This window comes from Methylobacterium cerastii (genome assembly GCF_022179125.1).
Taxonomy (GTDB): domain Bacteria; phylum Pseudomonadota; class Alphaproteobacteria; order Rhizobiales; family Beijerinckiaceae; genus Methylobacterium; species Methylobacterium cerastii.
The window spans coordinates 1-20,800 of sequence record NZ_BPQG01000026.1; the positions used below are offsets into that span (position 1 = coordinate 1).

The following is a 20,800-nucleotide window of genomic DNA, read 5'->3' on the forward strand; positions in this document are numbered from 1 at the left end:
AGGCGCGAGCTGCACGCCGTAGACGCGCCTCTCGGGCCTCGTGTCGGTCCTCTTCTTCGATCTCGTAGAGCATGAGCGTGATCTGGTAGCGGTCCTCGGCGTCGCCGCCTTCAAGGCACGAGCCGAGGATCGCGGTCTCCGCCTCGGCGCCAGCCATGAACGTCAGGATGCGGCCAAGGAACACCGAGCGCATTCCGCCGCCGGCAGTGCCTCGCCATTTTCCGCGCCGGTCCCACTCGAACAGGATCAAGTTGGGATCGGCCGTGATGCTGTGCCCGGCGCTGTCGTCGTCGGCTGTGATCGTCGCCCAGCCGCAGGCCATCGTCAGCGCGCGGCCGATGACAGCGTGCCCCGCCTCGTGAATGGCGGTGTGCCGGCGGTCATTCACCGGCAGGCGCTTTGCGCTCGCGGAACCGGATGCCGGCCCCTCCCCCGTTCTCGGGGATGAATTCGAGGCCGGCGGTCTCAAGCGTGCGCTGAATATCCGCCAGCGTCCGGTCGTAGGGCTTGCGCTTGTCCGTCTCGAAATCCGCCAGCGTCGGCCGAGACACCCCGCTTTTCTCAGCCAGATCCTCCCGGCTCCACCCGAGCATGGCGCGGGCGGCACGGCACTGAGCCGAACTTAAGACTTTTTCGCCAGACATCAGTCTTTTAATATTGACTTCGAGAGGGATGCCATACTAAATAGCTGACATCAGACGAAACGCAAGGCCCGCCCCGATGCGCTACGCCAACCTCATCCCCCACTCGCACATCGCCCGCAGCGCCGACCCGCGGCTGACCGCCGACGCCCGCCGCGTTTTCACCCGCGCCAAGGCCGCCGTGAACGTCTGCACCGAGAGCGCCAAGCACTTCTCCCGCACCGTTGCCCCGCTGACCCGCCGTGACGGCACCTTCGACCGCTCCGCCATCATGCGCGCTGCGACCCGCGCCGCTCAGGCCCGCATGGAAGTGACCGGCGACGCCTGGGGCGTGTGCATGTCCTACGCCCTCAAGGGCGCCTGGGCTGCCGCGAAGTCCTCCCGCCTCGTCCGCGCGCACTGAGGCCGGACCGATGACCCGCACCGCCTCCTTCCTCGCCAACGTCCTCGGCCGCAGCGTCAGCCTGTTGCCGGTCAAGTCGGTCCTCGGCATCCGCCGTCAGGGCAACGGCAATTTCGCTGTGACGCTGTTCCACGAGTACGCGGACGGCAAGCGCGCCGGCAGCGACCTCGGCATGAACTTCCGCAGCGTCGCCGATGCCAGCGAGTTCGCATCGAGCCAAGCCAAGCAACACGGCGCCCCGGTCGTGGTGCTTGCCTCCGCGAAGGCGGCCTGACATGGCCGCCGAACTCATCCGCTCCCCAGCCGTCCGCCTGCTGCACGCCCGGCAGGATCACGCGATCTGCCTGCGCCTCGCGGCTTCCTACCGGCACCGGATCGCGGCCGGCGAGACCGACCAGCGCGAGGCCCATGCCTGGGCGCTCGGCAACGCCCGCCGCTGGCGGCTCGTCGCGGCCGAACTGAGCGGGGCGAACTGATGGCCGCCCTGTCCCGCCGCACCGTCCTCGGCGCCTTCCTCGTCGTCGTGGCCGCACGGGTGCCTGCCATCGCCTCTGACGGCATCCTGCCTGCGATCCGTTGGGCCGAGGCTGCCGACGCTGCCTATCTCGGTTCGGGCCGCATCGCTGACGACCGGGCGAAGGCTGGCCTGCCGCAGCCTGCCGGCTGGTCCGCCTACCGCGCCTCGCTGGCTCGCGTGCGCCGGCTGGCTCGCCTCGACCTCTACGCCCTGACGCCGACCACGCCCGAGACCGCCGCGGCGCTGGCCGCCTACCACACCACCCGCGGCGAGCGTGCCGGGACCTCCGGCGCCCGACGTGCTGCGCGCCGCCGACTGCGCAAGGTGTTCGCTCGACCCGGTGCCGTGCTGCCGCCTCGGCCGACCTGAACGCGCGACTACCCGAACGCCCGTCTTCCTCAATCCCTGAAATCACGAGCCCCTTGGAGCCCGACCGATGACGCACGCCCGTATCCTTGCCCTCGACACCGCCGCCGACCCGATCCACGCCGCGATCCTCCGCCACCGCACCGCCTACGACGCCTATCAGGTCGCCCCCGAGGGCGAGGCGTCTATGGTCGCCAGCGACGACTACGACGCCGCAACGGACGCCCTGACGACGACGCCTTGCGCCTCCCGGTTCGGCGCGCTCGCCCTGCTCGGGCACCTGCGCTGGTGGCTCGGCGAGGAAGCCGAGTTTTCGGCAGGCCATCAGCCGGGGTACGGCATCGCGCAGGCCCGCGTCGCCGACCTGACGCTGTTCCTTGGCAGCAACCTGCCGCCGGTCGCGACCCCCTATGCCTTCCCCTCGGGCCGCCTGCCGCTCGCTTCGGCCCGCCTGCTGCCGGGCGTCGATCGCTACAGCCAGCACGCGACGCTCGCCCCGGTAAACGAAGCGCTGCCCGGCGAGGACGAGCCCTGGCAGGCCGTCGCCGCGATCCGCCCCGATACCGCCTTTGTCCACGGTCGCCGCTTCATCGGCATGGCCGGCGAAATGCTGGCCGCCCTCGTCATCATCGGCGGCGGCGCCGTCCTCACGGGCTTTGCTTCGCTGCTGTGAACTCTGCCCGCCTGTCGGCCTGACCTACGGCCCACTTGCCCACACGCCTTCAAGTCATCAAGCCCACGGAGTTCCTAACATGCGCAGCATTGTACGCCCGCAAGATGATCCGACAGACGCACACGCCGGCCAGCGCGACCGCGCCGCCCGCCTGCGCGACACCGCTGGACGGTTCACGAAAAGCCAAAACGGTGCTCCATCGGCGCCTGAGCCTGCCGCCTTGCCTGCCCCGCAGGAAGCCCCGTCGCGGGGCACCGTGCCGGTGTCGGCCGACGCACCCGAAGGAACCTACGCCCTCGAAGTCACGGGCGAGGGCCTTGGCCTGCATGCCGATCCTGGAGCCGCGCTTATCGTAGCGCCCGAGATGCCGACCAGCGCCGGCCTCGCGGTGTTCTACCTCCAGGGCAAGCCCGGCCCGGTCGTGTTCGACCTGACCCACCATTTTCAGCCCGAGTTCGCGAAGCCGTTCAAAGCCGGGTCTGAGGTGATGCCTCTGATCGAGGTGGTGGAGCCCAGCACGGGGCGTTTCGGGCACCTAAGCACCGATCGCGTCGAGCAGATCCATCGCGTTCTCGGGACCTACAGCGATGTCGATCTACCCTCGAAGTACGGCCCTCGCCCGCCCAAGCTGCCGGTGATGAGCGAGTGCCCCGAGGACATGGGCGAGCAGTACGTGAAGGATGCGGGCGCCTATCCGCTAGTTCGGAAGGGCGAGACCGTCATCTTCGATCCGTCCCGCCGCGACTTGGTCCACGGCGCCCTGTGCGTGATCGAGTGGCACGGCGGCACCCGTGACGTGGTGCTGACCCATTTCCGCAAGATCGGCGGCCAGGGCGAACCGCAGTGGTGGGTCGATCCGGTCAACCGCGTCGGTGCGGGGACGGTCTACGCGAGCGACGGCCCCTACGATGCCGACCATCTGCGCCAGAAGCTCGTCGGCACTGTCGTCGGCGTGCTGGTGCCGCAGCGTGGGGGTGAGCCGGTGCCAGAGGCCGAGGGTGACGCGGCATCAGAGCCGGCACAGTCCAACCCGGCAGACGAGATCCATGCGGCTAGAGAGCGCGAGCGCGAAGCGGCGGCACTGGCCGCTCTACACGACGCGGACCTGACGAGCGCAGTGTCACCAGATGTCCGGGCCGCGATCGTGCGGCACGGCGAGGTCATGCAGGCGACCCAGCTTCGCGCCGGCGAGACCGACGAGGAGTTCGACCGCGACGCGGCGATGCAGATCGAGGCTGAGCACGCTATCGCCGATGCGCCCGCTCAGACCCTGGCCGATCTCCGCGCCAAGCTGACGTATCTGCTGCCGCTCATGGCGGACACGATCGGCGACCAGATGCACACTGAGCACCTGAACGCGATCCGGGACGATGCGGACCGGCTGTGCCGATCGGCGCCCCTTCCGGTGGACGGCGCTGCCGACCCCGTGCTCGCGGCAATCCAGGCGCACAGCGAGGCTCGCGTCGCCTTCAACGAAACCTGCAACCCCGCTGACGAGGCTTGGCGCAGGGAACAAGGCCTAGACACCTCGGAGCCCGCGGTCGCGCTCGCTCAAGCAGTTTGGGAGAACGCCGAACGGGCCGAAGTCGAGGCATGGAACGCGGTTTTTGAGACGCCTCCAACGACGTTGGCGGGCCTTGTCGCTGTGATCTGCCACGCTCAACGCTGGGCGCCTGAAAACCTGGGAGTGACGGGCACAATGACCCTTGGCGGTATTCTCGGGTCCATCGCTTCGAGCGCGGCAAACCTGGCGCTGTTCACGCCGAACGCCGATCCTGCGGAGTCCGACGAAGCGGCACAGATCCGGCTTGCGGCCACGCCGTTCACGCCGTCCGACCTTCACGGCCCCTGCCCGGTGCCTTCCAATGCCGATTGGATCAGGGACGCAGGCGTGACGCTGCCGTGGCTCCGGCATGGGTTCGTCATGGTCTGCTCTAGCCGGGAGCAACTGACGAGCTTCCTGCGCGACCAGCCCGAGGACGAGTTCAGCGACCTCATCGGCGGGCTTGGCGTCGCGCAACGCAACCTCGCCCAGATGGCTCGCCTCGCGGGGGAGGCGCTTGAGCGGATCATGATCGGGATGGCGATCCTCGCGGAGGAGGAGCGACTGTCCGGTAAGGGCGGGGAGGTCTGACGATGGGCGACGTGCTCAGCTTCGCCCCGCGGCCCAAGGTGGCCGTTCCTGTCGATTTGGCGCCGATGGCGGAGGCGGAGGTTCGCACTCGCCTTGGCGAAGCCCTGCAAACCGCCCTGGATACCGCAGACCACATCATCGCCGTTCTCGACCGCATGGACGGCGACACCGATGCCGAGGACGGCGCGGATGCGGAACCCTCGCTCGCCGCCCCTGAGAACCACCACGTCAGTCAGGTTGTCTGGCTGCGCGGGAACGATGGGGACCGGGAGGCCGAGGCGCTTGAGGTCGTGTTGCCGGTCGTGGCAGCCGAGCGCGCTGTGATCCCGCTCGCGGCTCTGCCTTGGGGCGGCCGAGGGAATGTCGTGGCGGCTGCCGGAGTAGCGCTGTTCAACATGGTCGGGAGGCGCTGATCCACTCGGGGGTGTCAGCGCAGTTTTACATCAGATACCACGCAACTGACCGTCTTGGACTGATCAGCAACTAGACCCATAATCAGCCCCCGCACGGGGATTGATTTGCCAGCGGCGATATTTTCGTAAACCGTTTGCACCTTTCGATCTAAGACGGTTCCACTCCCGCCCTGATACTCGCATGTGATCTCAACGTCCTTTACGTCACGATTGCCTAGATTTTTAAGGGTGCCATTGAATTCGCTGATCTGCCCGCCTCCCTTGCTGGCAGGACGAAAGCTTTCGATGATGACTTGTTCACGGGCACGAAGGCGAGCGCGCATGTCATCAGGAATGACGGTAGGCTTCCCCGTGGGCAGGGGCTCAGGGGCCGTCGCCTGCCTTGTAGGATCTGGACCAGGCCCAGGGCCTAACAGGGCTACGAGGAATAAGCCGGCGATGATCGCGAGGCCGGCCCAGACGGCATTCCGCATATCTAGGGGCCTTCGGGTCAGAGGGTTGTGTCTCCAATCCTAAGTCGAGTTATCCAAGCCCGCCATCGTTGAAATCGAGCGTTCGCCGGGCGGCCACACCATCGCAGCTCGCCCGGCTTGCACACTCGGCCACGGCGCGGCTGGTTCGGCCTGAAATGCAGGCAAGCCTCATCGAAGGCAAGCAGGCTTGTGGTCAGGGCGGCAATCATAGTCCGCGACAGGTCGGCCCGTGACGTGCTGAAACGGGGATAGTGGCTGAATGAGTCGCCTGCCTGTGGGCAAGCGGGCGCGATGGCAGGCAGGGAAGCGGGCGTGCGGACAATAGCAATCATCAGTCAGAAGGGCGGCGTCGGCAAATCGACCGTTGCCGTCCACCTTGCCGTAGCTGGCACGCTCGCCGGCTACCGCACGGCGCTGGTCGATCTGGACCCCCAAGCCACGGCCCGGAAGTGGGGCGACAAGCGCGAGGCTCCCGAACCCGAGGTCATCGGCGACCATGCCGAGCGGCTGCCGCAGCTCGTAGAGGCCGCTCGCGCGAACGGTGCCGACCTCCTCGTGATCGATACAGCCCCGAACGCGGATCGCGCATCCCTCGCGGCTGCACGGGCGGCCGACCTTATTTTGATCCCATGCCGGCCGGCTGCGTTCGACCTCGAAGCGATCGAGGCGACACGGGATCTCGCGACCATCGCCAAGAAACCGGCTTGGGTCGTTCTGTCGTCGGCTCCGACCCGCAGCGCGATCGTAGAGGAAGCTCGGCGCGGCCTGGAAGCTGACGGCTCGCGTGTCGCGCCGCAGGTAATCCATCAGCGTGTCGCCTACTCCTATGCGGTGATCGACGGGCGTTCGGCCTCCGAGTATGAGCCGGACGGGAAGGCTGCCGAGGAAGTGGCGGCCCTTTTCACGTGGGCATGCGAGCAAGTGGGATTGCCTGCGGGCGGGCCTGACAACAAGACGGCAGGGGGGCAGGGATGACGAAGCGGCCAAGTCTGTTCGGGGCGAAGCCGGCTGCGGTAGAGCCGGAAGCCGTTGTCGAGGCGCCTGTGCCTGCGGCTCGCCCGGCCATGGCTCGGGAGGCCGCACCCGGCAGCCGCTACCCGAAGGCGACGACGCGCGAGGGCAAGCGCGTGGTGACGGCCTATGTCTCGCCGGAGGCGTTCCGCCAGTTGAAACGGCTCGCGGCCGACACCGACGCTCAGCAACAGGACCTCCTTCTAGAGGGGATCAATCTGCTGTTCGAGAAGCATGGCCTGTCGCGGATTGCATGATGGCGGAGCCTGAGACACCCGAGGAGTTCGCCCCCGTTGACTGGGAGCACAAGCGGAAGCGCGGGCGATCGAAAGTCCCAGGTGCTCCTGACTGGCCGAAGGGGGTGCATCCCATCTCACTCGATGGAATTGCTCTGATCGGCGTCGATGACGCGGGGCTGCTGTATTGGGATGGGCGCCCCGTCGAAGTCCGGCGCCGCTTGGATCTCAGCCGCAGCGAAAAGTGGTTCGCTATTGTCGTCGGCTTCTTCACGATCCTCGGCGGGGCCGGCGCTGTTGCGCAGGGCTGGGCTGCCGCGCATCAGTGGTCATGCCAGATTGAGGCAGTTAGCTGGCACTGCCCAAAGAAGTGAAAGCCTCGCGCGGTCGTTCGCATGCCGTCTTGTGGGCAGGCCAACAATCCCGCCCGTGGGCCTTGCTGCAAGCCCGCATTCTCTGTAACTTTCGATAAGGGTTCTTCTCGAAAGTTTGAGATAAGCGTGGGCGAAAGGTAGGTGAAGAAATGAAGCCAGAGCTATCTTCTCCCGACGATGCGTTCGCGCCGCTCCGTGATGCCGCCTCGGCCGTTGCACGGAACTTCGGGCTCGCCGCCGACGTGCAGCAGATCTCGCCCGAGCACTGGCAGCGCGTGCTTGCCGCCGTCGAAGACCGAATGAGGCTACGCGGGATCAAGATGCCAGAAGACTGGCGCGACGAGCTGGCCGATCAGATGGGCCGCTTCGATGTCGCTGCTGCAAGCCGTGATGTCGTTGCCTCCTGATTTCCTGCCACTCGAGATCGTCCAACCGGTTGAACGCTTGCCGGCCGAGGCCGCGGCGATCGTCCAGGCGTACCAGCGCGCGAGCAAGGCTGACGCGACGGTGCGGGCCTACACGGCCGACGCGCGGGTGTTTCAGGACTGGTGCGCTCAGTATGGGTTCCGGTCCCTGCCGGCGACGCCCGAGGCGGTGGCAGGGTTCCTCGTCGCGGAAGCCGAAGCCGGACGGTCTACCTCAACCATCGGCCGGCGATGCGCCGCGATCCGGTACGCTCACAAGCTCGCCGGCCAGCCGGACCCAACCGACGACGAGGGCGTGCGCGCCGCGAGCAAGGGCATTCGGCGCCGGGTCGGCACGGCTCCCACGCAGAAGGCCGCCGCTACCGCCGACATCATGGCCGCGATCCTGATGCGGACGCCGGATACCATGACGGGCAAGCGCGATCGGGCGCTGCTGGCGCTCGGGTTCGCAGGCGCCTTCCGGCGGTCCGAACTGGTGGCGCTCGACGTGGCCGATCTCCGCGACCATCCGGAGGGCCTGCGCGTCATGGTTCGCCGGTCCAAGGTGGATCAGGAAGGGCAGGGGTTCGAGAAAGCGATCCCGCATGGCCGCTTCATCCGGCCGGTTGCTCTGGTGCGGGAATGGCTGGAAGCCGCGGGGATCACGGAAGGGCCGCTGTTCAGACCGGTGTCGCGGTCGGGGCGGGTAAGGGGTGCGCAAGTTGCGCAGCCTTCGGCTCAGGATGACAAAGGTGGGGGACGCGTGACCCACCTTCCGCCCAAAGGTGAGGAATATTCCTCACCTCGCCTCACGACGCAGGCCGTCGCCGACATCATCAAGCGGTACTGCACCGCCGCCGGGCTCGATGCCTCGACCTTCGGGGCGCACTCGCTGCGAGCCGGCTACATCACGTCGGCGGCCGAGCGAGGCGCGGACCTCGCCCGGATCATGGATCAGTCAGGGCACCGCGATCCGCGCACCGTCGTCGGCTACATCCGCCGGGCGAACGCCTTCAAAGGGCACTCGGGAAGCGGGTTCTTGTAATCAAAATCAGGGGTTAAACTTCCATGTCCCTGATGGGGCAATCTTCATCTCTGTTTCTCGTTCCAAGTGGTCTGCAAGCTTTTGTGCCGCTTCCTGGGTCCGCCCGTTCGGGACGAGGAGTGATTTGACGTTGCCATCTACGTCCGTGATCGCAACCGCCCAATTTTCCCCGTCGCCTTTCACGACGGGGTAGCGGTTGTTCGATTGTTTGATTTTATATTCGTCAGCCATGCCGGTCTCCTGATTTTGCTCGCAGGCAAGTGTCTTAGGAGGAGAAGGGTTCCGGTTGAGCATTGAGAGCGATGGTGTCTCTCAGAGCCCTGGCCGAGCGGGCATAGATGCCGACGATAAGGGCGCAAGGCCCTACGTCAGGATAGCCAGGTTGAGCAGGTGCGCCGGGGTCGCCTCGCCCGCATCATGGAGGTGTCAGGCCCGAGACCAGCGGACCGTGCTCGGGTATGTTCGGAGAGTGAACGCCTTCAAGGATTATGCGGGGAGCGGGTTTCTATGATGAAGTATGCTTTGGGGCTCTTAGCTTGTCTTTTCGCTGCTCATCTACCATCAGCCGCTTCTGCGCAATCGTTCGGAGAATGGGGCGTCTCGGCGAGGCAGGGATACCAAGAGCACATTGTGAGCAATGGGCCTGGCAATAGCTTTAATATCACCTGCGATATCGGTGCCGCAGGCGACGGGGAGCCAAAGCGCACCAGTATATTTATCGAAATCGTTGGCAAGCCCCCCGCCCCTAAGTCGCTGGCGGATGTCTTTGTAATTGACGAAGTTTTCCGCTTACCGGTGGACGAAAAGGGCGTGATCGGTACAGATTGCAGAGTATGTGCAGGCAGCTTCATGGCCCTTTGGACCAAACTTCGCAAATCGAGCGTTATGGTCGTTCAACTATCGGACGGGCGAAGCTCCAAGTTCAAGACAACTGGAGCGGCAAAAGCATTGGCTTCAAAGCCCTGTGAAACGGGAACCACGCCGTGATGAAGGGTGCCTATAAGTAGAACGGGAGTTGAATTTGAGGAAAACAACCATTCTGGTGTGGGACAGGCCACACGAAGTCACCGTGCATCAGAAGTCGAAAAGCGTCTGGGTCGCCTCCGGGAGGTACATGGGCGAGAGCCTTCAGACGCAGGACGCGAGCGAGCGAACGGCCATCAAGCGCTGGGCGGAGGCGGCCCGGTACAAGGGCAACGGATGATGCAGAGTCCCGGCAATGAGCGCTCGGCGCAGGTGATCGCCGAGAACGTCGTTGCGGCCTTCGAGCGTGAGCGGGAGGGCGCAGGATTTCATGAGACGGGCCGCTCAACGGTGATGGCGGCCCTCATGCGGGACCTGTTGGCGGTCATGCCGACGACCTCGCCCAACATCCTCGTCGCGGCCTGCAACCGGGCACTGGACGACACCACGGCGGCGATGGGCATGCCCGGTCCGAGGGTTGCTGCGATCGATCTCGGCGACGGGTCGGTCACGATGCGAAGTTAGCGAGCCCCTACACCCGCCACGATTGCGACCCGCTTCGGACAGCGCTGTAGCCGCCTCCCGCAGGCTTCGGAGCCGCGGCCGTCTTCGCGACGTGGCCCGGTCGAACCGTGTCGAGAAGCTGGCCGATCAGGCCGAGGGCGTCCGCCTGGTCGTCATGGACACCCGCGGGGAAGCGTAGAAGCTCGCTCTCGAAATCGAGCCGCCACGGGGCTTCCTGCGGGATGAACAGGCCGCGCATCGACATGCGGGCACGGATGGATTGCGCGCGGACCGCCTTGTCGCCGCGCGTCGGGAACTGGCGGCGGCGAGTGTAGGCTTGCGCAGCACGGGCGGCGGACTCGATGAAGGGACCGAGAGCCGCCTTGATCTGCCCTGTCTCCTCCGCCCACTCGAACGGCTTCCACTTCTTCACGAGATCGCACCAGGCGGCGATCCACTCGGCGCTGTCGGCCTGCCGGCGCCAGAGGTCGAGGACGTACATGTTGCCGGCCGGATCGACGCCGACAACGATGTGCACGGTGTAGTCGCCGCCATCGCGGGTCACGGCATAGTCGGACGCGCCGTAGACGCTCAGGGTCTCGCGGGGCGGGACCGTCGCCACGGGGGTGAGCCACGTCTTCTCGAAGTAGCTGCCGCCGTCCGGGACAGGGTTCTGCTGGTAGAGGCTCGCCCAGGTTCGGGCGTCGCATTCCTCCTTCCGCTGGCGAAGCTGCGAGCCGTAGCCGTAGGCGCCGTCATCCCAGAGGAAGTCGCCGGGGCTACGGCCGAGCGGATCACCCAGGCCAGCCTGCGCCGGCAGGGACAGGATGCGGTAGGGGCGGCGGATCGCATCGAGTTGCCGGACGATCCGGCCGGCGAGGTCGTCGTCGTGCCAGCGCGTGTGCATGATGACGCGCTTCGAGCCGGGCTTAAGGCGGGTCGAGAAGTCGTCCGAGTACCAGTCCCATACCCGGTCACGGGATCGGCGGCTCTCGGCGTCCTCACGGCTGCCGAACGGGTCATCGATGATGCCGAGGTCGGCACGAAAGCCGGCGATGCCGACGCCAACGCCAACAGCATAATACTCGCCGCCTTGGGTAGTCGCCCAGCGGTAGGCAGCGGAACTGTCCTCGGACAGGGCGATGCCGAGTTCGTTGCCGTGCGCGATCACGAGGTTGCGGGTCTTGCGGCCCCAGCGCTCGGCGAGTTCGGCGCCGTGCGAGGCCGTGATGACGTTCCTGTCCGGGTTCCGGGCGATGAACCAGGCCGGGAACAGGTTGTTCACGTAGGTGCTCTTGGCCGAGCCAGGAGGCATGAACACGAGCAGCGTGTCCGGCCCGTCGTCGCTCTCCAAAAGTTCAAGCTCGGAGATCAGCAGTTCGTGGTGCGGGGCCGGGTTGTAGCCGGCGGCCACCGACCACGCGACCATGGACTGCCGGACCTCAGTGCGCAGTCGGCGGCTCTCCGCCTCCTGCCGAAGGGCCTTCACCCTCGCCATCGACGCCGTAACGTCGAAGCTCTGCGGCGGCGGCGGCGAGTTCGGCTCGAAGCTCGGCATCGGACATGCTCCCCAGATTGTCGGTGGTGATGTGCTGGGGGGCCTTGCCCCATGCGCGGTCCAGCAGGGTCGAGGCGGCAGTGACACGAGCGGCGGCCGGGGCCTCGTCGCTCTGCATCACGGTCGCCAGGGTCTCGATCGCGACGCGCGTGTAGCCGCGAGCGAGTTGCTTGGCGTCCTCGGGCAGGCGAGGGCGACCGCCGGGGTTGCCGGACTGACCGGCGGGGAATGGCTTCAGGTTCTTGGACATCGGCGGATCACGGGTCGGTTGGATCAGAATAAGATATAGCATGAGCTATATCATCGTTCAGATCAGCGGGCGAAACAGTGATGGATGTCGGAGTGATGTTGCGACACCAGCTATGGTTGACCGTCACCGACGCTGCTCCGCATAGGGGCTTCGGTTTTCTCGGAACTCCTCCTGCCGAGATGGCTGCCAGATCTGGAGGGGGCCTCCGTAGATTTGGCGGAAGGCGGCGGGGCTGATGCCTTCCCCCGACGATAGCCTCGTCGCCGACTATCACTGCATCAGCGCTAGGCAGCCGGCATCGCATCCGCCATGGACGTGACCGTTGGTGCTGTCCCTGCTCCATCGAAACCGGCCGGAGCATTGAGGGCACAAGATCTCGCCCGAGGCGCCGGGCAACTCGGAGATGGCCGCCAAGGCGGCAACGCCTGGGCTGGGCTTCGGCGTAAGGGCAAGTGCCGTCGCGGCGTCTGCGAAAGTGTGGAGTGCGGTGGCGGCAACCTGCTTGCGGAGATCGGCCGCGCCGGGTGCTGCCTCCATCTTGGCGGCTACCGTGCGGGCCATGTCCAGGGCGGCACGGAGCCCAGCATCGTAGGCAGCTTTCTCGTGGGGCGTCATCGGCAGGCTCTCCATGGTGCTCGCGGCCTCAAGCGTGTCAGTGTCCGGCGCTCGGGCGCAGAAACAATCGCGACCGCCGAGAGGTAGAGGCGCTGAATGGCTGGTATTCTGGAGGGAGCCGGCCTGCAGCCGTTGCTCGCGACGGTCATGAGGCCGTGGGTGAGCGCAGTCGAAACAGCCTCGCCTGGCATGCATGGAATGATGGCATCTGCCACGTCCAGCACAGCCGCGAGCTTGAAACGCCGCATCGTTGTCTTGCCAGCGCTCGGCTCGGCGCTCGAAGTGGCTGTTGCAGCGTCCAACCTCTTTGCAGCAGCTCTCGACACGAAAAATGGCCGGGTGGCCGACCAGCGCGCGGCAGCGCTCGCAGCCTTGGCGGTGTTGATCGAGAACCTACAGTCAGCCGAGCCAAGCGAGGATACCCGGGCGCTTGGGCTGGGATGGTGACGCGAACGTTGCCGGTGGGCTGTCTTGCACCGTCTGTCAGCGGCGTCATGAAACGCTAGTTCAAGGCTCTGCGCGACGGCGATCAGTCGTCGCCAGCCGGACACCGTTCCATGGCCCTCGAAAAGCACACCGAGCAGAACGCTCGCATCTCGGACGCTGATCCGAACATTGTAGCGTTCGAGATGATCGAGGGCGGGAAGGTGATCCATGTCGAGATCCCAGTCGATGTGATGCATGCCGAATTTGGCGCGACCAGGCTTGGACCTGTCGAGTTCTTCGAGTCGCATCGTGATGTGATTGAGGGGACGGCAAAGCAGACCTATGAGCGGCTTTCGGAACCCACCGAGCATCTGCGGATGACCGACGAGGATTTCGCCGCGCCGGGCTCGCGAGCCAATGCGTCGGACGAAATGACCTGACACACCGGCTGGCTGCCGATGGGCTGAAGGGCCCGACGATGCAGCGAGTAGGCTTGGGATGGTGGGCCTCATGTCCGCCATCCCGGCAGGCCGGCCCATGCCTCTGTAAGGACAGCCTCGCGCCCAATCTGATCCGGGGCCGCGTCTACGACCTGACGAAGCACCGCCTCCATCGCGTCGGACCCGCCGATCGCAGCGGCCTCCTGGCCGTGGCGACGAATAGCCGAGCGGTACGCCTTAACGGCAGGGCCGACCTTCGGCCCGCTCTCCATCGCGCTCAGGATGGCTCCTAAGGCGACCACAATGGCCGCGGTCTCGCGCCAGGTCGCCGGAAGAGGCACCTCAGGCTCGGGTACGTCAGCCGGTTTAAGGGGCGGTGCGGTGAAGTTGGTCGTCAGAGGGCGCTTCATGGCGATTTCCGCTGTTTGACTGCTACTGTGATGCTCAATTTCTCCCCTCTCTCAACTTCAGTTGGTGAACCCCATGGGTTTTTTGAAATCGCTCAAAGATTTTTTTGGCCGCTCGCAATCGAGAAATAGCTCAACACATAATAGACGAATTCTGGAAACAGATCTCGGCGAAAGCGGTGATTTTTCGTCTAACTTTAACAAGGCCATGATGGTGCTAAATCAGCGGATAAACAGCAGATTTCCGGATAATTACGAGGCAGGCTCCAACGCTAACCGAGATTACAGCCGTGACTACGGGGATGACAGAGCCGCAGCTATCGACACAGCTTCTGCCGCCGTTGCAGCGGCGTTGCGAAAGGGCGCGGGGGTGAGGGAGGCAGCTGAAGCAGGGGCCGCGAGCATCGGCATCTGAGGGGGGCGGGCCTAGGCGCTTGGCCGGGTCAATGCCGTTGCGCCAGGGGCCGAAGCGATTGGCGGGGGCGATCACCTTCCGCACCTCAGAATTTTCCGCACCTCGAAAAAGGGAACGGGACGGGCCTCCGCACTTCCGCACCTGACCCCCCCCCCTAAAGGGGGGGGGCAGGGTGCGGAGTGAGGTGCGGACCCCTTTCCTCCGCACTTCCGCACCTTTCCGCACCTGGGATTTCGAGGTGCGGTACTGGGTTGAGGGCAGCCACATCAGACCCGCTCCCCGGCGACGATCATCGGCTTGTCGCGACCGTTTCGAGGGTCGTGCTGCCGGTCGATCTTGAGGGCCTTGTTGCCGATCCAGGTCTTGAGCATGGCCTTGATCCGGGTCTTGCCGCCGCCGGTCTCGGCATCGATCCCGAGCACGTCGGCGACAGCGAACCCGGCCCAATTCGCGGCCTGTGCGTTCTCGGCCCAGGAGCCGGCTTTGATGGCGTCCTGAACCCTGCGCAGGTCGCCGACCTCAACCGCATCGAACAGGCCCGGCATGGTCCAGGGCGTCACGACGCCGACGAAGTCCTCGGGGCCGTCCTGATCGTCGTTCCCGAGCCCTACGCCGACCAGCTCGCGCCAATCGGCCTTTTCCAGCGGCGGGGCCATGTTCGACTTGCCGTCATCGACCCGGAAATACCGGCGGCGGTCGGAGGATGTGACCTCGGCCTTCTCAGCCTCCTCCGGCGACATCACGTTGAGGACGCGAGCCGAGCGGACGGCACCGATCAGCGCCGACCCGCCGCGGGCGTCCTCGACGGTGTAGGTGGTTTGCCCGGCGCCGGCCTTGCGGACGTGGTGCACCAGCTCGACGCAGCAGTTGCCCGCCTCGCTGATGCCGCCCCAGGTCTTCGTCACCCGGTCGATCGACCCGTTGTCGTTCTCCGGCACCGCGTGGCAGGACACGAACGGATCGACGGTCATCACGTCGATCTGGCGCTCGCGGATCTCGGCCGTCACGGCGTCCACGACGGGGCGCATGACCGTCACGCCATCCCCGAGCTTCTGGGCGATGATGATGGGGGTATCCCGGCCGCTGTCGATGAAAAGGCGGTCGCCGATGTCCTCGGCCTCGATGCCATAGTGGAGGCAGGCCGCGGCAAGCCTGCGCTCAATCTCCTCGCGGGGGTCTTCCCCGTTCCAGATCCAGACCCGCAGCTTGTCGGGCACCGCCACGCCGAGGAGCGGCTTGCCCGTCACCATCGCTAGGGCCTCGACCAACACGAGGCTGGTCTTGCCGAGGCCGCCGGGCGCCACCGTCGCGGTTGGATAGCGACGGATGTAGTGCCGCCCGTACAGCCAGCGCCTGCGCGGGATGGTCTTCGGATCGATCCAGACGAACGGGGTTGCTCGGATCGGCCGCGGGGCCTCGTCCGTGTCCATCTCGGGCGGCGCGAACCGGTCGTCGTCGTTGAAAGACTGGACGAAGGGTTGCCGCTCAATCGCGTGCTCGGGGAATGGGCTGCCGTTCAATGCCACGCGGGGGTGCCCTCCCGGATTTGGTCGTTCATGTCCTTCCCGACCTTCGGGAGAACGATATCGACGGCCCGGCCCGCACGGTGCCAGCGGGTGCCGACCTCGCGGCATGCCTGATCGCTAGCGCCTGCGTCGCGCTCGCCGAGCAGGCTCAAGGCGTCGATGCCGGGTAGCAGGGGGAAGGCGGCGATCCCCGCCGTGGAGCCCAGCGCCCAGACGGGGCGCAGGCCGATCTGACGGGCGGCTAGGCAGCTTTCGATGCCTTCGCCAATCGTCAGGCCGGTGGTCACGGTGTCCTCAGCGTCGAGCATCACAGCGGCGCCGGCTGCGACCCCGAGCATCCGACGCCCGACCTTCACGCCCTCCGGCGTCAGCGCCGTCCGGTGGACGCCGACGATCTCGCCCGTTCGCACGCAACGGAGCGCGGCGACCATGGCCGGCACGGTATTCTCGCCCCATGCGCAGGCCGGGTGAAACCGGATGACATCTCCTGCGACCTCGGACGGGAGGTCCAAGCAGCGCGACCGCAGATAGTCTTCTACGATGGTGCTCTTCGGATCGCGCGCCGTCGCCCAGATCCCGCGGGCTTGCCGCTGTCGGCGCAGCAACGCGGCGCGTTCGACCTCCTCGGCACGCTGGCGGGCGGCACGGCGCCGCTCGACCTCGACCGGGTCGGGTTCGTGGGACTGACGCCACCGATCGACCGGGAGGCCGAGGGCGTCCGCCACGTAATCGCGGCAGGCGCGGAAATCGTCACCCGCGTGCGAGTAGACGATGAAGCCGTCCGGCGACGCGTCGCTGAGGCGGATCGATAAGCTGCGGTCTTTGGCGCTGTGGTTCGGTCCAGGGGCAAGCACTTGGCCGCCGTGGACCTGCCCTCTCAACGCCCTGGCGATCTCGGCGAGGGTTGCCGTCATTGGCGCCGGTCCTCCATGTCGAGGCGATCGGTGATCGTGCTGAGCCAGTCGTACTGGCGCACAGTCAGCTCGCGCCGGGATGCGGAAATTTCGGAGACGAAGGCGCGCTCGCGATCGGAGAGGCGCCCCCGATCCGCGTTGCGGCAGAACAAAGCCATCCGGCGGTGGATCGCCGATTGCGTGGGCGTGAACACCGATGCCTTGCGCCGGCTCGGGCGATAGTCGGGCGCCGGCCTTGTCGAGGCTGAACGCCACCGTGCCGTGTCCCATTCCGGCGGGGTCCGGGACAGAACGGGGATCTCGGTCCGAACCGGGATCGCGGCGGCAAGGTCATGGTAGGACAGACCCTCGCCTTGCAGCACGCGGCCGATGGCGCGACAGGCGCCAAGCGCCTCGCCGTCTACCGGGCTCCCGAGCGTGGGGACTATCCGGCGCACCTTTTCAGGGATCGCGGGGGCACTGGTCATCGCGCGCCTCGCATATTCTCGGGCGTGGCGTAGGCCAGTGATGCAATCACGGCGGCGAGTGCCGGGCTTTGCACGCGGGTAAGAACGGCGCGGGTGCGCAGATCCTCGACGGCAGGGGTATCGAATTGAGGGGTCGGGACGGATTGCCGCCTTGGGCGGTTTCGGGTATTAGCTGACATGCAGATTTAGCCTTTTCGGCCCCGCGCGAGCAGCCCTCGTGTCGGGGCCGTTTTTTTGCGCTGGGCGGCTTCGGAGAGCCGGCAGGCCATTGCCCGCCGACGGGCGGGGTTAGGCGGCGACAGGCTCCGCCACTTCGATCCCGAGGAGACGAAGCGTCTCGACGGGCGGGATCATGGGCGTGCGCCCGACCCAGACGGCTTTGATCTCCTTGCGGTGGATCGCCTTGTAGAGGGCAGCCGGCGAGCGGTTCGTGACGCCTGCGATGTCTTTCACCGCCGACTGAATTCCCTCTCGGGCGCGCTTTTCGACTTCCGTCTGTCGAACGATGGGCTCGCGATCAGTCACGTGCCGACCTCCTATGCTTCCGCGCGACTGCGCGTCCTGGGAGGCATAATGCGCCTGCGCCGCTCGATGTCAACATAGGTGATGACGGCAACGCGGTTTCATGTTGCCTGTCCAAACCGCTGATGATAACTCAGGGAACGAGAGAGACGAGAGAGGCAAGACCATGCCAAAGACCGCCACCCCAAAAGGGGCTGCCGAGCGGATTACCGTTCAAGCGAGGACCACTGCTCAGACGCGGGAGCGGTTGGAGCAGGCGGCAAAGAAATCCGGCCGGTCCCTGTCCCAGGAACTTGAGTTCCGTTTGGATCAATCGCTGATTAGCGACGACATCGTTTCGGAAATTGCCTCCCGAAGCGAATTGAACATAATTGAGATGTTTGGCGGCCCGCAGACTTATAGCTTGTTGTGCGACCTTAGGGACGTTGTCTGCGCTGTAGAGACGGACCTTGGAGGCCCATGGCACAGCAAGGCCGAAGGCAAATCTAGCCTTTACAGAGTTTTAGAGGCTGTATTGCCGACCTTGATTAGGTCTGATCGATCGGGTGAGCTTCGTAAGGATGCAATGGGCCGATTTTTTGAAATCGCCAATCTCGTCCCGAAGGTGGATCGTGTCTATCCGAAACCAGCCCCCCCCGAGGGGCTTCGTTTTATGTCGGAAGAGGAACGTCTGAAATTCTTTTACTTGAACGAGGACAATGCGAAAGACCGAAAGGAACAGCCCCCGCCGGAATGATTACCATCCCTTCTGGACATGCGGCGGCTTGACGCACCTTAGCTTAAATCAAGCGCGGGGAATACGACAGCAACGCAGGCAACTGAGTAGACAGATAGACTTGTGACACGTCAGACCTGAATGTGCATTACTCCTCGAATGCTTTTCGGGGAGTTCCAACGTGCGCTCGACCTACGACGAGTTCCTGACCCTCCGCCTTCCGCGCGATCTGCGGGCCGCTCTCGACGGCGAGGCCCGCGCCGCTGGCGTGAAGGTCTCTGTTGCGACGCGCAACGCGCTCGCGGTCGGCCTCGCCTCGATCCGCTCCCATCCTTCGCCCGACCCGCGCGATCCGTCGCCGGGTTCCCCTGCTGCCTCGATGCGGGCGGCTGCGTGATGGGTGGCCGTCGTTCAGTTCACCTTGTCTTTCGGCGGGGATGTGACGGCCTCAATCGCTTGGCCAAGCTGCGCGTGGAAGGCTCGTGCGAAGTCGATATCGAAGCGCAGTCGCGCGGCGATGATGTTTTGAGCTTGCAGTTGGTTGTCAGGGCCGACGCCGGCCCCGCTCGTCGCAAGGGTGACTTCGAAGAGGCTTCCAACAAAGCCGAGGTTGAGCGTCTGGTTTATGATGCGAACCGGCACGTTGTCGGGATCTCGCAGAGGTATGACCATCGACTGGGCGTTCTCGGCGTCGTCCGTCATGGCAATAACCTCGCACAGATGGTTCGGCAGGTTGGCGATGCGGGCGTTGGCGTCGCTGCTGCTCACACTGACATTGCCGATGTAGCGCGCTCAGATCATCCCTGTCGCCCGCAAATTCCGAGCGCCAATATCCGGGCGGCGGCGTGATGTCGGACGACTCCCGCACCCTCGGCGAGATCCTGGGCGTTCCTGATTGGACTGCGCGTCCGGCCGGCGAGCTGACGGGCGGTCGCTCCGACGCAACGCAGGCCGATGTTGCTGCTGCCGTCGCCGAGCTGCCGGGCGTTGCCGATCCGTCCAACCGGCCGATCCGTCTCGAACTCGGCGACACCGAGGACGTGATTGCGAATTGGGTGAAGATCGGCACCGGGCGCCCGCTCGGCGGGCAGCCGATGTGGCTCCGCTACATCCATGCTGACCGGCAACGCGGCCTCGTCCTCGTCGTCAACGCCCCGCACCCCTGCGGCGAGGCCGATCTAATCGTTGTCGGCGAGCCGGGCGTGCTCTGCCGCTCGATCATCCGCGATGTCTGCCGGTGGGCGTTTTGGGGCGTCGGGCTCTGGCGCCTCGTCGCCCGCATCCCGGCCCATCGGTCCGACCTGCAAGACCTCGCCCGCCGCGCCGGCTTCCGGTTCGAGGGCGTGAGCCGCGGCTTCTTCGGCGGCGTCGTCGGCGGCGGTGATGCTCAGGTCTGGGCCATGAACGGGGCGGACTGTCCCTGGCTCCCTCGTCAGCCACTCGCGATCCCTGCGGCCGACACTTCCCCCCGATCCAGCGAACAGGTGCACTGATGGGCCTCCTCGATCTTTTCACGGGGGCCGCGTCCGAGCGTGCCGCCAAGAATAACCGGAGCACGATCGCCACCGGTCTCAACCAGGCTTCGACCGCGCTCGGCGACAACTACACCAGCGCCAACAACATTCTGACCAGCAACGCGCTGCCGGCCCTTGGCGCCGGATATGCGCAGGCTCGGACAGATGTCGGGAACCAATACGGTCAAACCCAAGGCTACCTCGGGCAGCAGGGCGATTTGTACGGCCACTTGGCCCAAGGGGGGCAGGGTGCATACGATCGATATTTGAACGCGACGGGCGCGAACGGTGCTGCTGGATCGGCTGCCGCGACGGCCGACTTTCACGCGGCACCGGGCTACCAGTACCAGCAAGATCAGGCCCTGGATGCCGTTCAGCGTAGTGCTGCCGCTCGTGGCGGTCTGGCGGGCGGCAATGCGACGGCTGATATATTGAAGACCGCTACTGGATTAGCGGATCAGTCGTATCAGACATACGTCTCGAACCTCGGGAACGCGGCCAATAGCTACGGAACCGCTTTGGCAGGGCAGTCTCAGAGCCTCGGCGCCCAAGCCAATGCGAGCCAGAATTACGGGGCGCAGCTTGGGGCGCTCGGCACCGGGCTCGGAACCGGACAGGCCGGCATCTACGGGCAGCAGGCGAACAACCTGACCAATCTCGGCAACGCGCAGGCCGGCGTGATCGGCAATGCGACCAACGCCTACGTGTCGAACAACAACAACCTTGCCCAGAGCCAGAACGCAGCCGGCGCCAACATCCTGAACGGCGCTCTCGGGGTCGCCAACCTGTTCGCCAGCCCCGCGGGCGCGGCTGCGGGCGGCGGCTCGGCCGGCGGCAACATCCTCTCGGCCTTCAGCAGCCTTTTCAAGTGAGA

Annotated in this window: 32 protein-coding genes and 1 pseudogene; 21 read left to right on the forward strand and 12 right to left on the reverse strand. The window is 65.8% G+C overall.

The features are described 5' to 3' along the window. Window positions 1-388 (reverse strand): annotated as a pseudogene (locus MFF13_RS09120) (hypothetical protein); the annotation flags it as partial. Next, window positions 381-644: a helix-turn-helix domain-containing protein gene (locus tag MFF13_RS09125; RefSeq protein WP_238271990.1), complete on the reverse strand. Its 264-nt coding sequence runs from the start codon at window positions 642-644 to the stop codon at window positions 381-383. The gene MFF13_RS09125 and the pseudogene MFF13_RS09120, both read right to left, overlap by 8 nt. Window positions 645-720: 76 nt before the next feature. On the opposite strand from MFF13_RS09125, the gene MFF13_RS09130 reads away from it, so the two are divergent. The 7 genes from MFF13_RS09130 (at window position 721) to MFF13_RS09160 (ending at window position 5,147) form a co-directional block, all read left to right on the forward strand. Next, window positions 721-1,044 carry a hypothetical protein gene (locus tag MFF13_RS09130; RefSeq protein ID WP_238271999.1) on the forward strand — a complete coding sequence of 108 codons (324 nt, stop codon included), beginning with the start codon at window positions 721-723 and terminating at the stop codon, window positions 1,042-1,044. Window positions 1,045-1,054: 10 nt separating this feature from the next. Then, window positions 1,055-1,318: a hypothetical protein gene (locus MFF13_RS09135; RefSeq protein ID WP_238272000.1), complete on the forward strand. Its 264-nt coding sequence runs from the start codon at window positions 1,055-1,057 to the stop codon at window positions 1,316-1,318. 1 nt (window position 1,319) lies between these two features. Continuing rightward, on the forward strand, window positions 1,320-1,520 hold the full coding sequence (locus MFF13_RS09140) for a hypothetical protein (protein ID WP_238272002.1): 201 nt from the start codon (window positions 1,320-1,322) through the stop codon (window positions 1,518-1,520). Then, the gene (locus tag MFF13_RS09145; RefSeq protein WP_238272004.1) at window positions 1,520-1,930 is read left to right on the forward strand and encodes a penicillin-binding protein; all 411 of its coding nucleotides are present in this window, start codon (window positions 1,520-1,522) and stop codon (window positions 1,928-1,930) included. Before MFF13_RS09140 ends, MFF13_RS09145 begins: the two co-directional genes overlap by 1 nt. Window positions 1,931-1,997: 67 nt before the next feature. After that, a complete protein-coding gene (locus MFF13_RS09150; RefSeq protein ID WP_238272006.1) occupies window positions 1,998-2,600 on the forward strand; it encodes a hypothetical protein in 603 nt (200 codons plus the stop codon). Window positions 2,601-2,679: 79 nt separating this feature from the next. Continuing rightward, window positions 2,680-4,734, forward strand: a complete 2,055-nt coding sequence (locus MFF13_RS09155) for a hypothetical protein (RefSeq protein ID WP_238272008.1) — start codon at window positions 2,680-2,682, stop codon at window positions 4,732-4,734. 2 nt (window positions 4,735-4,736) lie between these two features. Then, the gene (locus MFF13_RS09160) at window positions 4,737-5,147 is read left to right on the forward strand and encodes a hypothetical protein (RefSeq protein ID WP_238272010.1); all 411 of its coding nucleotides are present in this window, start codon (window positions 4,737-4,739) and stop codon (window positions 5,145-5,147) included. Between the two features lie 14 nt (window positions 5,148-5,161). Here the strand turns inward: MFF13_RS09160 and MFF13_RS09165 are convergent, their stop codons facing one another. Continuing rightward, window positions 5,162-5,470 carry an FxLYD domain-containing protein gene (locus tag MFF13_RS09165; protein WP_238272012.1) on the reverse strand — a complete coding sequence of 103 codons (309 nt, stop codon included), beginning with the start codon at window positions 5,468-5,470 and terminating at the stop codon, window positions 5,162-5,164. A gap of 441 nt (window positions 5,471-5,911) precedes the next feature. Here MFF13_RS09165 and parA point away from each other — a divergent pair, with 441 nt between their 5' ends. The 5 genes from parA (at window position 5,912) to MFF13_RS09190 (ending at window position 8,690) form a co-directional block, all read left to right on the forward strand. After that, window positions 5,912-6,595, forward strand: coding sequence for a ParA family partition ATPase (parA, locus tag MFF13_RS09170; protein WP_238272014.1), 684 nt, complete (start codon window positions 5,912-5,914; stop codon window positions 6,593-6,595). After that, window positions 6,592-6,888 (forward strand): ribbon-helix-helix domain-containing protein, encoded by a 297-nt coding sequence (locus MFF13_RS09175; protein WP_238272016.1) that lies wholly within the window; start codon window positions 6,592-6,594, stop codon window positions 6,886-6,888. The genes parA and MFF13_RS09175 overlap by 4 nt, the downstream gene beginning before the upstream one ends. Further along, window positions 6,885-7,241 carry a hypothetical protein gene (locus MFF13_RS09180; protein WP_238272017.1) on the forward strand — a complete coding sequence of 119 codons (357 nt, stop codon included), beginning with the start codon at window positions 6,885-6,887 and terminating at the stop codon, window positions 7,239-7,241. The genes MFF13_RS09175 and MFF13_RS09180 overlap by 4 nt, the downstream gene beginning before the upstream one ends. A 149-nt stretch (window positions 7,242-7,390) precedes the next feature. Continuing rightward, window positions 7,391-7,648 (forward strand): hypothetical protein, encoded by a 258-nt coding sequence (locus MFF13_RS09185; RefSeq protein ID WP_238272019.1) that lies wholly within the window; start codon window positions 7,391-7,393, stop codon window positions 7,646-7,648. Continuing rightward, window positions 7,611-8,690, forward strand: a complete 1,080-nt coding sequence (locus MFF13_RS09190) for a site-specific integrase (protein WP_238272025.1) — start codon at window positions 7,611-7,613, stop codon at window positions 8,688-8,690. The genes MFF13_RS09185 and MFF13_RS09190 overlap by 38 nt, the downstream gene beginning before the upstream one ends. Window positions 8,691-8,696: 6 nt before the next feature. Here MFF13_RS09190 and MFF13_RS09195 read toward each other — a convergent pair whose 3' ends face one another. Further along, window positions 8,697-8,921 carry a hypothetical protein gene (locus MFF13_RS09195; protein ID WP_238272026.1) on the reverse strand — a complete coding sequence of 75 codons (225 nt, stop codon included), beginning with the start codon at window positions 8,919-8,921 and terminating at the stop codon, window positions 8,697-8,699. A gap of 276 nt (window positions 8,922-9,197) precedes the next feature. Between MFF13_RS09195 and MFF13_RS09200 the strand changes: the two genes are divergently transcribed. Both MFF13_RS09200 and MFF13_RS09205 read left to right on the forward strand, forming a co-directional pair. Next, entirely contained in the window at window positions 9,198-9,677 is a 480-nt protein-coding gene (locus tag MFF13_RS09200) for a YfjT/YkfB family phage-associated protein (protein WP_238272027.1), read from the forward strand. A 249-nt stretch (window positions 9,678-9,926) separates the two neighbouring features. Next, window positions 9,927-10,178 carry a hypothetical protein gene (locus MFF13_RS09205; RefSeq protein ID WP_238272028.1) on the forward strand — a complete coding sequence of 84 codons (252 nt, stop codon included), beginning with the start codon at window positions 9,927-9,929 and terminating at the stop codon, window positions 10,176-10,178. A 7-nt stretch (window positions 10,179-10,185) separates the two neighbouring features. Here MFF13_RS09205 and terL read toward each other — a convergent pair whose 3' ends face one another. After that, the gene (gene terL, locus MFF13_RS09210; protein WP_238272029.1) at window positions 10,186-11,646 is read right to left on the reverse strand and encodes a phage terminase large subunit; all 1,461 of its coding nucleotides are present in this window, start codon (window positions 11,644-11,646) and stop codon (window positions 10,186-10,188) included. Then, window positions 11,600-11,965, reverse strand: a complete 366-nt coding sequence (locus MFF13_RS09215) for a hypothetical protein (RefSeq protein WP_238272030.1) — start codon at window positions 11,963-11,965, stop codon at window positions 11,600-11,602. The genes terL and MFF13_RS09215 overlap by 47 nt, the downstream gene beginning before the upstream one ends. Before the next feature lie 711 nt (window positions 11,966-12,676). On the opposite strand from MFF13_RS09215, the gene MFF13_RS09220 reads away from it, so the two are divergent. Both MFF13_RS09220 and MFF13_RS09225 read left to right on the forward strand, forming a co-directional pair. Continuing rightward, complete coding sequence (locus MFF13_RS09220) at window positions 12,677-13,027, forward strand: hypothetical protein (protein ID WP_238272031.1); 351 nt, start codon at window positions 12,677-12,679, stop codon at window positions 13,025-13,027. 110 nt (window positions 13,028-13,137) lie between these two features. Beyond that, window positions 13,138-13,446 carry a DUF1488 family protein gene (locus MFF13_RS09225; protein ID WP_238272032.1) on the forward strand — a complete coding sequence of 103 codons (309 nt, stop codon included), beginning with the start codon at window positions 13,138-13,140 and terminating at the stop codon, window positions 13,444-13,446. Window positions 13,447-13,514: 68 nt separating this feature from the next. Here MFF13_RS09225 and MFF13_RS09230 read toward each other — a convergent pair whose 3' ends face one another. Then, complete coding sequence (locus tag MFF13_RS09230) at window positions 13,515-13,856, reverse strand: hypothetical protein (protein ID WP_238272033.1); 342 nt, start codon at window positions 13,854-13,856, stop codon at window positions 13,515-13,517. Window positions 13,857-13,929: 73 nt separating this feature from the next. Here MFF13_RS09230 and MFF13_RS09235 point away from each other — a divergent pair, with 73 nt between their 5' ends. Continuing rightward, entirely contained in the window at window positions 13,930-14,268 is a 339-nt protein-coding gene (locus MFF13_RS09235; protein WP_238272034.1) for a hypothetical protein, read from the forward strand. Between the two features lie 266 nt (window positions 14,269-14,534). Here MFF13_RS09235 and MFF13_RS09240 read toward each other — a convergent pair whose 3' ends face one another. The 4 genes from MFF13_RS09240 to MFF13_RS09255 form a co-directional block, all read right to left on the reverse strand. Continuing rightward, on the reverse strand, window positions 14,535-15,794 hold the full coding sequence (locus MFF13_RS09240; RefSeq protein WP_238272035.1) for an AAA family ATPase: 1,260 nt from the start codon (window positions 15,792-15,794) through the stop codon (window positions 14,535-14,537). Continuing rightward, a complete protein-coding gene (locus tag MFF13_RS09245; RefSeq protein ID WP_238272036.1) occupies window positions 15,785-16,708 on the reverse strand; it encodes a DUF7146 domain-containing protein in 924 nt (307 codons plus the stop codon). Before MFF13_RS09245 ends, MFF13_RS09240 begins: the two co-directional genes overlap by 10 nt. Next, window positions 16,705-17,175: a hypothetical protein gene (locus MFF13_RS09250; RefSeq protein ID WP_238272037.1), complete on the reverse strand. Its 471-nt coding sequence runs from the start codon at window positions 17,173-17,175 to the stop codon at window positions 16,705-16,707. Before MFF13_RS09250 ends, MFF13_RS09245 begins: the two co-directional genes overlap by 4 nt. 288 nt (window positions 17,176-17,463) lie before the next feature. Then, the gene (locus MFF13_RS09255) at window positions 17,464-17,700 is read right to left on the reverse strand and encodes a hypothetical protein (RefSeq protein ID WP_238272038.1); all 237 of its coding nucleotides are present in this window, start codon (window positions 17,698-17,700) and stop codon (window positions 17,464-17,466) included. 163 nt (window positions 17,701-17,863) lie between these two features. Here MFF13_RS09255 and MFF13_RS09260 point away from each other — a divergent pair, with 163 nt between their 5' ends. Together MFF13_RS09260 and MFF13_RS09265 are read left to right on the forward strand one after the other, a co-directional pair. Further along, on the forward strand, window positions 17,864-18,433 hold the full coding sequence (locus MFF13_RS09260) for a TraY domain-containing protein (protein ID WP_238272039.1): 570 nt from the start codon (window positions 17,864-17,866) through the stop codon (window positions 18,431-18,433). A 160-nt stretch (window positions 18,434-18,593) separates the two neighbouring features. Continuing rightward, window positions 18,594-18,809 carry a hypothetical protein gene (locus MFF13_RS09265; RefSeq protein WP_238272040.1) on the forward strand — a complete coding sequence of 72 codons (216 nt, stop codon included), beginning with the start codon at window positions 18,594-18,596 and terminating at the stop codon, window positions 18,807-18,809. Between the two features lie 14 nt (window positions 18,810-18,823). Here the strand turns inward: MFF13_RS09265 and MFF13_RS09270 are convergent, their stop codons facing one another. Continuing rightward, window positions 18,824-19,180: a hypothetical protein gene (locus MFF13_RS09270; protein ID WP_238272041.1), complete on the reverse strand. Its 357-nt coding sequence runs from the start codon at window positions 19,178-19,180 to the stop codon at window positions 18,824-18,826. A 77-nt stretch (window positions 19,181-19,257) separates the two neighbouring features. Between MFF13_RS09270 and MFF13_RS09275 the strand changes: the two genes are divergently transcribed. Further along, window positions 19,258-19,905: a GNAT family N-acetyltransferase gene (locus MFF13_RS09275; protein WP_238272042.1), complete on the forward strand. Its 648-nt coding sequence runs from the start codon at window positions 19,258-19,260 to the stop codon at window positions 19,903-19,905. Beyond that, complete coding sequence (locus MFF13_RS09280; protein ID WP_238272043.1) at window positions 19,905-20,798, forward strand: hypothetical protein; 894 nt, start codon at window positions 19,905-19,907, stop codon at window positions 20,796-20,798. The genes MFF13_RS09275 and MFF13_RS09280 overlap by 1 nt, the downstream gene beginning before the upstream one ends. The last annotated feature ends 2 nt before the right edge of the window (window positions 20,799-20,800 follow it).

What these genes read in the sequence shown, in the direction of transcription:
- MFF13_RS09245 (WP_238272036.1), bottom strand. Translation starts at nt 16,708, where the DNA reads ATGACGGCAACCCTCGCCGAGATCGCCAGGGCGTTGAGAGGGCAGGTC.
- MFF13_RS09180 (WP_238272017.1), top strand. Translation starts at nt 6,885, where the DNA reads ATGATGGCGGAGCCTGAGACACCCGAGGAGTTCGCCCCCGTTGACTGG.
- MFF13_RS09235 (WP_238272034.1), top strand. Translation starts at nt 13,930, where the DNA reads ATGGGTTTTTTGAAATCGCTCAAAGATTTTTTTGGCCGCTCGCAATCG.
- MFF13_RS09220 (WP_238272031.1), top strand. Translation starts at nt 12,677, where the DNA reads ATGGCTGGTATTCTGGAGGGAGCCGGCCTGCAGCCGTTGCTCGCGACG.
- MFF13_RS09200 (WP_238272027.1), top strand. Translation starts at nt 9,198, where the DNA reads ATGATGAAGTATGCTTTGGGGCTCTTAGCTTGTCTTTTCGCTGCTCAT.
- MFF13_RS09165 (WP_238272012.1), bottom strand. Translation starts at nt 5,470, where the DNA reads ATGCGCGCTCGCCTTCGTGCCCGTGAACAAGTCATCATCGAAAGCTTT.
- MFF13_RS09155 (WP_238272008.1), top strand. Translation starts at nt 2,680, where the DNA reads ATGCGCAGCATTGTACGCCCGCAAGATGATCCGACAGACGCACACGCC.
- MFF13_RS09250 (WP_238272037.1), bottom strand. Translation starts at nt 17,175, where the DNA reads ATGACCAGTGCCCCCGCGATCCCTGAAAAGGTGCGCCGGATAGTCCCC.
- MFF13_RS09130 (WP_238271999.1), top strand. Translation starts at nt 721, where the DNA reads ATGCGCTACGCCAACCTCATCCCCCACTCGCACATCGCCCGCAGCGCC.
- parA (WP_238272014.1), top strand. Translation starts at nt 5,912, where the DNA reads ATGGCAGGCAGGGAAGCGGGCGTGCGGACAATAGCAATCATCAGTCAG.
- MFF13_RS09280 (WP_238272043.1), top strand. Translation starts at nt 19,905, where the DNA reads ATGGGCCTCCTCGATCTTTTCACGGGGGCCGCGTCCGAGCGTGCCGCC.
- MFF13_RS09215 (WP_238272030.1), bottom strand. Translation starts at nt 11,965, where the DNA reads ATGTCCAAGAACCTGAAGCCATTCCCCGCCGGTCAGTCCGGCAACCCC.
- MFF13_RS09230 (WP_238272033.1), bottom strand. Translation starts at nt 13,856, where the DNA reads ATGAAGCGCCCTCTGACGACCAACTTCACCGCACCGCCCCTTAAACCG.
- MFF13_RS09145 (WP_238272004.1), top strand. Translation starts at nt 1,520, where the DNA reads ATGGCCGCCCTGTCCCGCCGCACCGTCCTCGGCGCCTTCCTCGTCGTC.
- MFF13_RS09260 (WP_238272039.1), top strand. Translation starts at nt 17,864, where the DNA reads ATGCCAAAGACCGCCACCCCAAAAGGGGCTGCCGAGCGGATTACCGTT.
- MFF13_RS09125 (WP_238271990.1), bottom strand. Translation starts at nt 644, where the DNA reads ATGTCTGGCGAAAAAGTCTTAAGTTCGGCTCAGTGCCGTGCCGCCCGC.
- MFF13_RS09160 (WP_238272010.1), top strand. Translation starts at nt 4,737, where the DNA reads ATGGGCGACGTGCTCAGCTTCGCCCCGCGGCCCAAGGTGGCCGTTCCT.
- MFF13_RS09140 (WP_238272002.1), top strand. Translation starts at nt 1,320, where the DNA reads ATGGCCGCCGAACTCATCCGCTCCCCAGCCGTCCGCCTGCTGCACGCC.
- MFF13_RS09195 (WP_238272026.1), bottom strand. Translation starts at nt 8,921, where the DNA reads ATGGCTGACGAATATAAAATCAAACAATCGAACAACCGCTACCCCGTC.
- MFF13_RS09150 (WP_238272006.1), top strand. Translation starts at nt 1,998, where the DNA reads ATGACGCACGCCCGTATCCTTGCCCTCGACACCGCCGCCGACCCGATC.
- MFF13_RS09175 (WP_238272016.1), top strand. Translation starts at nt 6,592, where the DNA reads ATGACGAAGCGGCCAAGTCTGTTCGGGGCGAAGCCGGCTGCGGTAGAG.
- MFF13_RS09185 (WP_238272019.1), top strand. Translation starts at nt 7,391, where the DNA reads ATGAAGCCAGAGCTATCTTCTCCCGACGATGCGTTCGCGCCGCTCCGT.
- MFF13_RS09225 (WP_238272032.1), top strand. Translation starts at nt 13,138, where the DNA reads ATGGCCCTCGAAAAGCACACCGAGCAGAACGCTCGCATCTCGGACGCT.
- MFF13_RS09135 (WP_238272000.1), top strand. Translation starts at nt 1,055, where the DNA reads ATGACCCGCACCGCCTCCTTCCTCGCCAACGTCCTCGGCCGCAGCGTC.
- MFF13_RS09190 (WP_238272025.1), top strand. Translation starts at nt 7,611, where the DNA reads ATGTCGCTGCTGCAAGCCGTGATGTCGTTGCCTCCTGATTTCCTGCCA.